The organism is Inhella proteolytica, from assembly GCF_016093275.1.
In the GTDB taxonomy this organism is placed as follows: Bacteria; Pseudomonadota; Gammaproteobacteria; order Burkholderiales; family Burkholderiaceae_C; genus Inhella; species Inhella proteolytica.
Map to the genome: position 1 here is coordinate 332,573 of NZ_JAEDAK010000004.1, position 10,904 is coordinate 343,476.

A 10,904-nucleotide genomic window follows, 5' to 3' on the forward strand; every position below is an offset into this window, starting at 1 on the left:
GAGGCTCAGCGGGATTCGGGCATGACCGATTGCCCCGGCACCTCAGCCCGCCTGGTTTTTCCAGAGCCGGCGCAGCACCTCGATATGCGCATCGCCAGCCGGTACGAAGCGCTGGGGGTGTTCGCAGCGGTACAGCCCCTGCGCACCGGGCTCCAGGCGGAGCAGCCACAGGCCTTGCTGGCCGGGCTGGAAGACGAGGTCGCTGCTGGAGCGCGGCGCCTGCGCGGCGCGGCTGCGCACCAGCGCCAGCCGCAAGCCGAGCGGCCCTTTCCAGAGTTCGCTGAACTGGAGCACGCCCAGATCCAACGGAGCCGCTTGCGGCCCGGTCTGCAACTGGGTCTGGCCCAACCACATGCCGAGGCCGATCAGGTCGGAGTCGCGCAGCAGCTCGGCATCACTCAGCGGTGCCCACATGGCGCGCGCCTGGGAACTGGCCGCGGCCACCACGCCCAGCAGGGCGCGGCGCCGCAGGCCGGGCTTCACGGCTTGCGCGCGGCGCGCGTACGGCTCAGGCCGGCCACGCACAGGCCCAGGGCCAGCAGCAGGGCCGGGCTGGGTTCGGGGACGTTGTGAGTAACGGCGCGGCCATAAATGAACTGCGCACCCGCGATGTCATCGGCCTGCAGGCCCGCGAAGGCTTCGGTGTAGAAGGGGTTCATCAGCGAACCCGCCACGCCGGTGTGGTCCAGGCCAATGGCGTGGCCGATCTCGTGCGCCAGCACCTGGAAGATGTCGAAGCCCGCACCGCCGAAGCCGATCTTCCAGGCCTCGGCAGAGTCGAAGTGGATGTCACCAGCGGCGCTGCTGCCGTTGGCAGGCGGGTAGTAGCCATGCGCCAGGGTGCCGAAGACCCCGTCCATGGTGTGCGCGCCCAGACGGATGTCAGCACCGGCGCCAGCGGCATTGAAGGCCAGTCCGCTGTCCGCCACCTGCACGAAGGTGATGTCGGCCACCGCTGACCAGGCGCTGAAGGCGTTTTGCACCTGGGTCAGCCAACCCGGGAGGCCAGAAAACAGGGTGGCGAACGAGGTGTTGGCACACCCGACGAATTCATCGGCGCAGGACACGCCATCGGCCACGAAGCTGTAGGTCACCGTGGCGCCGGTGCCCATCACCGGCGAGCCCCATTTGCCGGGGGTGGTGGGGCCCACCACAAAGGCTTGAGCGGCCAGGGGCAGGCTCAGGGCCAGGGTTGCACAGAGTCGGGTCAGGGTGGCGCGCATGGGATCCTCGCTTCGAAGGGGACAGGTTGTGCTGCCCTCGCATGGATCGCGCCAGGCGGCCCAAGTGCTTGCGTGCACTGGGGTTTTTCCGCACACCGGCGGCACCGCAGGGCGGCGTGTCAAGCCCGCCGACAGCCCGCCCCCGGCGCCCCCTCTCAGCCCGGCCCGGTGCCGAAATCGAACACGATCTCCCAATCCCCCCCCGGCTTGCGCCGCCAAGTGGACTGGAAGCGCGCCACCAGCTTGCCTGCGGGGTCGCGCACCGGCCCGCTGGTGCGGCCCAGTTCACCGCTGGGCAGCACCAGGGCCAGGTCGGGGGCCCAGCTGAAGGGCGGGGTCGGGCCCTCGAAGAATGGAGCCCAGTGGGCCACCACCGCGTCGGGACCCAGCAGGGGTTCGTTCTTGCCCTTGATCCAGACCGTGTCCGGCGCCAGGAAGCGGCGGAATGCTGCCAGATCGCGCGCAGCCATGGTGGCGGCAAAGGCGGTCTCGGTGGCGCGCAGGGCTTCGGTGCGGCGGGCGATCTCGGCAGCCTCGGGCCAGGGGGGCTGCGCCCGGGCGATCAAGGGCAGGCTGGCGGCGCCCACGAGGAGGTGACGGCGTTCGGGCATGGCAGGCTGGGCATCAGAAGGTCCGCACAGCCTAGGCCTCGGAGGCGGCCCTGCCACCCGTCACGGCGGGTCAACCCTTGAACTTCTTCCACTCGGCGGGGCAGGCCTGCACCTTGTCCACCTCGTTCGACTCGGCGCGCGTGGTCCAGCACTCATCGAACACCGAGCAGTAGCAGATGCGCAGCGAGACCTTGAAGCGCTCGCGATTCAGGCGCGACCAGGCCTCGGGCTCGCTGCCCTCCTTGGGCACGCGCAGCATCTCCACCCGCTCACCCGGGCGCAGCACCTCGCCGTTGACGCCCGAAGTGATGTCCATGAGCCTGGGCACCTCGCCGGCCTTGCGGGAGGACCCGCAGCAACGTTCCAGCAGTTCCACTGCATGGCCCAGGTCCTTGCCCTCGTAGCGCATCTGCACTCCCTGGATGCGCGCCGGCCCGATGCCCTTGTTCATCACCGAAAAGGTGATCTCCGCCTTGCCTTCGCCATTCAGATTGCCCGTGCCCGTGCTCACCCAGGGCCAGGAGGTGGCGGTCACCATGCGGGCATTGGCGTCGGCCATCTCCTTCATCACCTGGCCGTGGTGGATGGCCAGAAACAGGGAGATGACGGACACCACGATGGCGCAGCCCGCGGCCGCAATGTCCAGCCAGCGGTGGCCGCTGTGGCCGTGGTGGTGGGCGTGGGTTTCGGGGCCTTCCATGGCGACTCCTCCGACATCAAGGGCGGGGAGTGTAGAGATGGCCACAATCCGCGCCCATGCCCGCCGAGCCCCCCAAGCCCAAGCCCGCCCCGTCCGGCCCGCGCCGGGCCATGGAGCGCCTGGGCCTGCTGCGGCCCATCGACCTGGCCCTGCACCTGCCGCTGCGTTACGAGGACGAGACCCGGCTGACGCCGCTGCGCGAAGCGCGCCATGGCCAGGTGGTGCAGGTGGAAGGCGTGGTGGTGGATTGCCGCGTCGAGACGCGGCGGCGCCGCCAGCTGCTGGTGAGCCTGCAAGACGACGAGGGCGAGCGCCTGCTGCTGCGCTTCCTGAACTTCTACCCCAGCCAGCAGAAGAGCTACGCCGAGGGCCGGCGCCTGCGCGTGCGCGGCGAGCTGCGCAGCAGCCTGTTCGGCCGCGAGATGGTGCACCCGCATTGCAAGGTGGTGGACGAGGACACCCCGCTGGCCGCCGCGCTCACGCCCGTCTACCCCACCAGCGCCGGCCTGCCGCAGGCCTATCTGCGCAAGGCCATCGAGGCCGCGCTGCCGCGCGCACCGCTGCAGGAGCTGCTGCCGCCCGGCAGCGTGCCGCGCGGCCTACCGCCGCTGCGCGAGGCGCTGAACTTTCTGCACCACCCACCGCCCAACGTGCCCCTGGCCACGCTGGAGGACCACTCCCACCCCGCCTGGCAGCGCCTGAAATTCGAGGAGCTGCTGGCCCAGCAGCTCAGCCAGCTGCAGAGCAAGGCCCTGCGCGCCCAGCACCGCGCACCGGTGCTGCGCGGCAGCAAGCTGGTGGAGCAATTGCTCGCACAACTGCCCTTCGAGCTGACCGGGGCCCAGCGGCGCGTGGGCGAGGAGATCGCGCAGGACCTGGCCCATGCCCAGCCGATGCATCGCTTGCTGCAAGGCGACGTGGGCTCCGGCAAGACCGTGGTGGCCGCCCTGGCCGCCGCCGTCTGCATCGACGCCGGCTGGCAATGCGCACTGATGGCGCCCACCGAGCTGCTGGCCGAGCAGCATCTGCGCAAGCTCGTGGGCTGGCTGGAGCCGATCGGCGTCAAGGTGGCCTGGATCACCGGCAGCGTGAAGGGCAAGAAGCGCGAGGCCCTGCTGGCCCAGGCCGCCAGCGGCGAAGCCCAGCTGGTGGTGGGCACCCATGCCGTCATCGAGGACAAGGTGCAGTTCGCCAACCTCGGTCTGGCCATCGTCGACGAGCAGCACCGCTTCGGCGTGGCGCAACGCCTGGCGCTGCGGCGCAAACTGGCCGAGCGCGGCCTGGAGCCGCACCTGCTGATGATGAGCGCCACGCCCATCCCGCGCACGCTGGCGATGAGCTACTACGCGGACCTGGACGTCAGCACCCTCGATGAACTGCCGCCCGGCCGCAGCCCCATCGTCACCAAGGTGTTCGCGCTCGACAAGCGCGAGGCCGTGATCGCGCGCATCGCGCAGGAAATCGGCCAGGGCAAGCAGAGCTACTGGGTCTGCCCGCTGATCGAGGAGAGCGAGGAAAGCGACCTGCAGGCCGCCACCGCCACCCATGCCGAGCTGGCCGAGCGGCTCGGGCCCGAGCAGGTGGGTCTGCTGCATGGCCGCCTGAAGGCCGACGAGAAGGCCGCCGTGATGGCGCGCTTCGCTTCGGGCGAGCTACCGCTGCTGGTGGCCACCACCGTGATCGAGGTCGGCGTGGACGTGCCCAATGCCAGCCTGATGGTGATCGAGCACGCCGAGCGCTTCGGCCTGGCGCAGCTGCACCAGCTGCGCGGGCGCGTGGGGCGCGGCTCGGCGGCTTCGGTCTGCGTGTTGATGTACGCCGGCCCCTTGAGCGAGAGCGGGCGCGAACGCCTCAAGGCCATGGCCGAGACCACCGACGGCTTCGAGATCGCCCGCCGCGACCTCGACATCCGCGGCCCCGGCGAGTTCATGGGCCACCGCCAGAGCGGCGCCGATCTGCTGCGCTTTGCCGACTTGCAGGAGGACGCCCCCCTGCTGGTGGCCGCGCGCGCCGTGGCGCCCCGGCTGCTGGCCGAGCACCCGGACGCCGCCCAGGCCCAGGTGCAGCGCTGGCTGGGGGCGAAGGCGGAGCTGATGAAGGCATGAGCGAAGCCTTGGCCTTGCTGGACGCCGCGCTGCGCGGCGGCCTGATCACCCTGCTGGCCCTGGTGGGCTGGCAGCTGCAGCGCCGCCTGCCGGCCGGGGCGGCGGCGCGGCCGGTGCTGGCGCTCTTCCTGCCCGGCCTGGTGGTCCAGCTGATCGGCTCCACCCCGGCCTTCGAGGCCCAGGTGCCGCGCGCCTGGCAGGCGCCCTGGGTGGCGGTGGCGGTGGGCAATGCGGTGGGCTTCTGGTGCCTGGTGCGCCTGCTGTTCGACGACGACTTCCGCCTGCGCGCACGGCACCTGCTGGCCTGGGCCGCCGTGGCGGCGGTGGGGGCGGCCTACTGCCTGCTGCCGCCGCACCCCGCCCTGACCCTGCTGCTACGCGGCGCTCCGCTGCTGTGCGCCGCCGCCACGCTCTGGGTGCTGGGGCGCGGCTGGTCGGCCGATCTGCTCGAGGCACGCCGCCGGCTGCGGCTCGGCCTGGTGTCGGGCGGCGTGGCCTACACCGTACTGGGCGTGGGCCTGCGCCTGGGCACGGGGGGCGCGCCGGGGCCGCTGGCCCTGCTGGATCTGCTCGGCCTGGGCGCGGTGATTGCGCTCGGCGCGGCCGCCCTGCTGGGACCTGAGGCGCCGCGTTGGCAGCAGCTCCTTTTGGCCGAAGCCGAGCCGCTGCCGGCTCCGTCGGCCGCCGCAGAGCCGGCCCCGGCGGCGCCGGACGCCGAGTTGCTGGCCCGGCTGGAACCCTTCATGCGTTCTCAGCAGCCCTACCGCGACGAGGCGCTGAGCCTGGCCGGCCTGGCCGCCCAGCTGGGTGTGCCCGAGTACCGGCTGCGCCGCGCCATCAACCAGGGCCTGGGCTTTCGCAACTTCAACGCCTATGTGAACCAGTGGCGGCTGGACGAGGCCCGCGCCGCACTGGCCGACCCGGCCCAGCAGGCCCGCAGCGTGCTGGACATTGCGCTGGCGGCGGGCTTCGGCTCCATCGGCCCTTTCAACCGCGCCTTCAAGGCCGAGACCGGCCAGACGCCGACTGAGTTCCGTCGCGCCCAGCTGGCTGAATCCTGAAATCGCCTCGCCGATTCCTGCAAACCCTTGACTGAAAACGGAAATTTCGACGGCTTGGGTGAATCGGCAAGACCGCCGGCTTGACGGCGGCGAGGCTGCGGACTTCGCAAACCGGAGTCCCGCATGTCTCGCTTGTTCCGTCTGCTGATGCTTGCCGCCACCGCCTTGCTCAGCCCGTTCGCCCAGGCCGGCCTGGGTGTCACCGCGCTGGCACCGCAGAGCCCCGACGACGAAGAGCTGCTGGTCTTCTACCCCAGCAGCAGCCCGGAACAGGCGCTGGCGCGTGGCACGCTGCGCATCCCCGCCGCACCCGAAGGCCGGTTCGCCGCGGGCAATGGCCGGCTGGTCGTGCTCTCGCACGGCTCCGGCGGCTCACCCTGGGTGCATGCGGACACCATCCGCGCCCTGGTGGACGCCGGCTTCACCGTGGCCGGTGTGCGCCACCGCGGCGACCGCAGCGGCAACGTCGCCGACCGCGGCCCGGTCAGCTGGGCGCGCCGGCCGAAAGAGGTCTCGCGCGCCATCGACCGCCTGGCCGCGCACCCGCAGTGGGCGGCGCGCCTGCAGCTGGATCGGGTGGGCGTGTACGGCATGTCGGCCGGCGGGCATACCGCGCTCAGCCTGGCCGGCGGCGTCTGGTCGCCGGCGCGCTTCCGCGACCATTGCCGCGCCCATCTGCGTGAGGACTTCCAGGCCTGCGTGGGCCTGGCCGCCACCCTGACCGGTTCGGTGTTTGACGGCCTGCGCCTGTGGCTGGCGCGCCGCGTGCTGGAGGCCCGCTTCAGCGACACCCGCCCGCAGGCCCACCACGACCCGCGCATCGCCGCCGTGGTGGCCGGCGTGCCGGCGGCAGCCGATTTCGACCCCGAATCCCTGCGCCAGCCGCGCGCGGCGCTGGGGCTGATCACGGTCGGCCAGGACCTGTGGCTGAAGGGCCAGTTTCACGCCGAGGCCGTGCTGCGCGCCTGCACCCCGCGCTGCGAACGCCTGGCCCATGTGCCCGAGGGCGGCCACGGCCTGCTGCTGGCACCGCTGCCGCCGGGGCTGGACGGGTTGGAGGGCCAGATGCTGAACGACCCGCCGGGGCAGGACCGCAGGGTGCTGGCCCAAGTGCATGAACAGCTGCGCGGGTTCTTCGAGCGGCATCTGCGCTGACGCAGGTGCGGCACTACAGTCCCGCACCGCTTTCGCAGGAGCACGCAATGAACCCCGTCCTGGTCGACGTCTGGCGCGGCGAATGGGTCGAGTCCCAGCACCGCGGTTCGCTCGCCGTGGTGGACGCCGACGGCGCCCTGGTGCTGGCGCTGGGCGACATCGAACGCCCGGTCTACCCGCGCTCGGCCGTCAAGGCCCTGCAGGCCCTGCCCCTGGTGGCCAGCGGTGCGGCCGCGCGCTTCGGGCTGAGTGACGCCGAGCTGGCGCAGGCCTGTGCCTCGCACAGCGGCGAGCCCGCGCATGTGGCCACCAGCGCCGGCCTGCTGGCCAAGCTGGGGCTGGACGCGGACGCCCTGGAATGCGGCGCCCATTGGCCGCGCGCCGAGACGCAGATCGCCGCCATGGGCGCGCGCGGTGAGACGCCGACGGCCTTGCACAACAACTGCTCGGGCAAGCATGCCGGCTTTGTCTGCCTGGGCTGCGTGCTGGCGGGCGAGCAGGACCGGCGTGCCTTTCTGCGCGGCTATGTGGAGCCCGAGCATCCGGTGATGCGCGAGGTCACGGCCGCACTGGCCGCCGCCACCGCCACCGATCTGAGCCGCGCACCGGTGGGCACCGACGGCTGCTCCATCCCCACCTATGGCATCCCGCTGCGCCAGCTGGCGCTGGGCTTCGCGCGCTTTGGCACCGGCCAGGGCCTGAGCGCCGACCATGCCGACGCCGCGCGCCGCCTGCGCCAAGCCGTGGCCGCCGAGCCCTTCCATGTGGCCGGCACGAACCGGCTGGACACGGTGCTGATGCAGCAGCTTGGCGAACGCCTCTTTTGCAAGGTCGGCGCCGAGGGCGTGTACTGCGCCGCCCTGCCGGAACGCGGCTGGGGCCTGGCGATCAAGATGGACGACGGCAACACCGCCCGCGCGGTGGAAGTGGTGCTGGCCGCCTGCGTGCAGGCCCTGCTGCGCCTGAGCGAGACCGAGCACGCCCTGCTGCAGCGCCACAGCGAGCTGGCGCAGCGCAACTGGAACGGCCGCCTGGTGGGGCGGCTGGCCGCGACGCCCGCCTTGCGCGGCGCGCTCGGCTCGCTCGCCTGACGCAGGCTCAGTGCGCCCCTTCCACCGCCACCGGCTTCACGCGCAGCGCCCACACCACCCCGGCCACCAGCAGGCCGATGCCCAGCAGCGCCAAGCCGGCCGGTAGCGCGCCGCGCAGACCATAGCCATAGGCCAGCGCGGACAAGGTCTCGAACACGATGAGCTGACCCACCAGGGTGGTGGGCAGGCGCTGGCTGGCTTCGTTCCAGCACAGGGTGCCAGCCCAGCTGGAGAACAGGCCGACGGCCAGCATCAGCCCAATGAACTCCAGTGGGCGCGGGCCCAGCGGCAGGCTGAAATCGGCACCGATGCCGGGGCCGCCGATGCACTGCAAGGCCCACAGCGCGGCCAGGCCGATGACGGCCATCGGCAGCGTGACCAGGCCCTGCGCCGTGGCCCAGGCGCGCGGGTTGCGGTCGGGGTGGGCGCGCAGCCAGTCGGCATTGCGGATCGGGTACCAGGTCCAGCAGGCCAGGGCCAGCAAGGCGATGGCCGCGCCCTCGGCGTAGCGGCGGGTGTCCCCTGCGGCCAGCGCGCCCAACTCGGTCTGGTTGACGCAGGCGATGCCCAGGCCGATCAGTGCCAGCGAGGGCGCCAGCCGCGCCCAGGGCAGGCGGCCGTCGCGCACGGCGTTGCGGCGGTTGCTGCTGATGGCGATGACCACCGGCAGCGTGCCGATGATGACGCTGACCAGCGGGTTGCCGGCGCGCTGGATGGCGGCGGCCAGCGCGAGGTAATAGAGGAAGTTGCCGACCGCACTGAGCTTGGCGGCCTCCCACCAGTCGGCGGGCTTGAGGGCGCGCAGATCGGCACGGTCCAGCAGGGCCAGGGGCAGGCAGAGCAGGCCGAAAGCCAGGTAGCGGCCCACCGCCAGCAGGGCCGGCGGGTACTCGGGCAGCATCAGCGGAGCGACGAAGACCAGGCCCCACATCAGGCCAGCGGCGAGGGCGAAAGTGGTGCCCGAGAACAGCGGAGACATCGGGCCATGTTGGCATGGCCCGATGTCGGCTGACTTACTGCACGGCGCGACGCTGCATTCGCCAGGCACGCAGCAGCGCGCGCGTTTCCTCATCCGGCCGCGGCGTGAGCTTGCGGTACTCGCGGCAATCGGGCGTGCGTGCCATCAGCCGGTGGTTGATCAGCTCGCGCCGCAGCGTGGCCGGGTCGCCGAACAGGTGCAGACCGTTCAGGCATTCGTTGACCTCGCGCTCGCTGTAGACGCGCTTCAACTCGAAGTGCTGCCACAGCAGCCACATCACCAGGCGCTGAACGCTGAACTTGGTGGGCCAGCGCAGCAGGCGGCCACGGCTGTCGAACTGGGTCAGGGCCTTGCGTGCAGTCTCGCTCAGCGGCAGGGGCTCGGGACGGTCTTCGGCGGCCAGCGGGGCGCTGGGCAGGGGCGCGAGCGCGGCCTGCAGGGCCTGCAGATTGCGGTAACCCTGGGCGCGGGCGATCAGGTTCAGCAGTTCCAGATGCGAGGGTGGCTGCTCACGTTCGCGCAGCGCGCGCCCGAGGCTGCGCGCAAAGGCGCTGGCGTCCTGGACGACGAAGGACAGAGAGGACTGGCTCATGGAGGGCTCCAGAGCATGTGCAGGACCCGCGGCAGCGGGCGCTGGGGGTTGCCGGCTTCCAGCTGGCACATGCTTCAAGTGGGCATGAGCAAGCGGACCAATCAAATGGGGCAGGTTTAGCTCGCGTTCGGGAACGCGCGGCAACGCCTGGGTGAACTGCCGACCAGGCGTGCATCCTAACGAAACGGGCCGCTTGCGCGGCCCGTCATTCAGTGCATCAACACCGGCGTCTGCGACAAATTCGCGTATCGCTCGATGAAGTCGTCGTAATCCTCTTCGCTGGGGTCGCCCTCGGACAGGGCCTCGACCCCTTCCTGAAACTGCTGGGCCAGCGCGCCTTCGATGAAGATTTCCTTGCGGGCGAACTTGTCGACGATTTCGAAGCCGCCGCGGGAGAGCGAACGCTCGTCATGAGCGCCCTCGGCCACAGGTACATCGAACTGCACGACGATGTAGCTGGCAGATTGGTAGAGCAGGTGCATGGGGTCCTCCTCGTGCCGAATTGAGGGTGCTTATCGGTCCTTCAAGACCCTTTGAAGGTCTTGACGGCGAGCCCATCTTGGCATGGAGCCCGGCGCAGCGCCTGCGAAAGGTTTTGCGGGTGTGGCAAGCACGCGGCGTTTTGTCACGCCCGGGCGCGCTTCAGGATTCGAAATCGAGCAGCTGCAGCTCGGTGCGCAACTCCTCGTCGAAGCGCTGCACCCAACGGCGCGGCATGTGCCCGCGCGCCGGGTCCAGCCAGACATCGATGCGGTAGCGCGCATCCGCCGGGTGCTGGCCGCGCAGGTGGAGCAGGGGGCGCGCCGGCTCGTCGGCGCTGTCGGCCTCCTCCGGCTCCTCGTCCACCGGCTCGAACACCCAGCGCTGCACACCCCCGCGCCAGCCCAGCAGGTCGATGCTCAGGGGCGGCAGCGGGCGCTGCGGGTCGCGTGCCTGCGCCAGCGCGGCCAGCTGCAGCAGCCAGCTCAGCCGGTCCTGCACCGGCGGCTGCGGCGCCAGGGCCTGGCGCAGCCGGCCGTGGCGGCGCACCTCGAAGCGCTGCGGCTCCAGGCCGCCCGCACCCACCCGCCCCTCCGACTGCCACTCGGGCAGCTCGCGCCCCTCCACCTGGCGCTGCAGCAGCAAGCGGTAGCGCTCGCCATCGCGCTCCCACAGCAGCTCGGCCTGGCCCTGCTTGCCGGGCTGCACCAGGCGGTAGCGAAAGCGCTGCGGATCGGGCAGCACAGCCTGCGGCGCCCACTCGGGCGTGGGCAGTTCAGGGGTGGGTGCCAGGTCTTCAGGCGGCGCAGGCGCCTGAGGGGCCGGCTCGGCGCGCGGGACACGAGCCGCCGGTGCGGGCGGCAGCGGCGCCGGCGGGGCCGTGGCCAGCGGTGCGGCCGGGCGCGCG

General features: G+C 71.7%; 11 protein-coding genes and 1 pseudogene. 4 read left to right on the forward strand and 8 right to left on the reverse strand.

Annotated elements, in window-relative coordinates; all coding sequences use genetic code 11:
- Positions 1-42 precede the first annotated feature (42 nt).
- From I7X39_RS08345 to I7X39_RS08360, 4 genes are all read right to left on the reverse strand, one after another.
- Positions 43-483, reverse strand: coding sequence for a hypothetical protein (locus I7X39_RS08345; RefSeq protein WP_198110519.1), 441 nt, complete (start codon positions 481-483; stop codon positions 43-45).
- Positions 480-1,223 carry a matrixin family metalloprotease gene (locus I7X39_RS08350; RefSeq protein ID WP_198110520.1) on the reverse strand — a complete coding sequence of 248 codons (744 nt, stop codon included), beginning with the start codon at positions 1,221-1,223 and terminating at the stop codon, positions 480-482. The genes I7X39_RS08345 and I7X39_RS08350 overlap by 4 nt, the downstream gene beginning before the upstream one ends.
- Positions 1,224-1,378: 155 nt before the next feature.
- A complete protein-coding gene (locus I7X39_RS08355; RefSeq protein ID WP_198110521.1) occupies positions 1,379-1,834 on the reverse strand; it encodes a YybH family protein in 456 nt (151 codons plus the stop codon).
- 70 nt (positions 1,835-1,904) lie between these two features.
- Complete coding sequence (locus I7X39_RS08360; RefSeq protein ID WP_198110522.1) at positions 1,905-2,534, reverse strand: hypothetical protein; 630 nt, start codon at positions 2,532-2,534, stop codon at positions 1,905-1,907.
- A gap of 56 nt (positions 2,535-2,590) precedes the next feature.
- Between I7X39_RS08360 and recG the strand changes: the two genes are divergently transcribed.
- The 4 genes from recG (at position 2,591) to I7X39_RS08380 (ending at position 7,946) form a co-directional block, all read left to right on the forward strand.
- Positions 2,591-4,639: an ATP-dependent DNA helicase RecG gene (recG, locus tag I7X39_RS08365; RefSeq protein ID WP_198110523.1), complete on the forward strand. Its 2,049-nt coding sequence runs from the start codon at positions 2,591-2,593 to the stop codon at positions 4,637-4,639.
- Positions 4,636-5,700 (forward strand): AraC family transcriptional regulator, encoded by a 1,065-nt coding sequence (locus I7X39_RS08370; protein WP_198110524.1) that lies wholly within the window; start codon positions 4,636-4,638, stop codon positions 5,698-5,700. The genes recG and I7X39_RS08370 overlap by 4 nt, the downstream gene beginning before the upstream one ends.
- Before the next feature lie 123 nt (positions 5,701-5,823).
- Positions 5,824-6,855 carry an alpha/beta hydrolase family protein gene (locus I7X39_RS08375; RefSeq protein ID WP_198110538.1) on the forward strand — a complete coding sequence of 344 codons (1,032 nt, stop codon included), beginning with the start codon at positions 5,824-5,826 and terminating at the stop codon, positions 6,853-6,855.
- Between the two features lie 47 nt (positions 6,856-6,902).
- The gene (locus I7X39_RS08380; RefSeq protein ID WP_198110539.1) at positions 6,903-7,946 is read left to right on the forward strand and encodes an asparaginase; all 1,044 of its coding nucleotides are present in this window, start codon (positions 6,903-6,905) and stop codon (positions 7,944-7,946) included.
- Positions 7,947-7,953: 7 nt separating this feature from the next.
- On the opposite strand, the gene I7X39_RS08385 is transcribed toward I7X39_RS08380, so the two are convergent.
- The 4 genes and pseudogenes from I7X39_RS08385 to I7X39_RS08400 form a co-directional block, all read right to left on the reverse strand.
- Complete coding sequence (locus tag I7X39_RS08385; RefSeq protein ID WP_375140762.1) at positions 7,954-8,925, reverse strand: DMT family transporter; 972 nt, start codon at positions 8,923-8,925, stop codon at positions 7,954-7,956.
- Positions 8,926-8,959: 34 nt separating this feature from the next.
- Entirely contained in the window at positions 8,960-9,517 is a 558-nt protein-coding gene (locus I7X39_RS08390) for a DUF2087 domain-containing protein (RefSeq protein ID WP_198110540.1), read from the reverse strand.
- Between the two features lie 209 nt (positions 9,518-9,726).
- Positions 9,727-9,999, reverse strand: a complete 273-nt coding sequence (locus I7X39_RS08395; protein WP_198110541.1) for a BTH_I0359 family protein — start codon at positions 9,997-9,999, stop codon at positions 9,727-9,729.
- Between the two features lie 160 nt (positions 10,000-10,159).
- Positions 10,160-10,904: pseudogene (locus tag I7X39_RS08400) on the reverse strand (hypothetical protein); the annotation flags it as partial.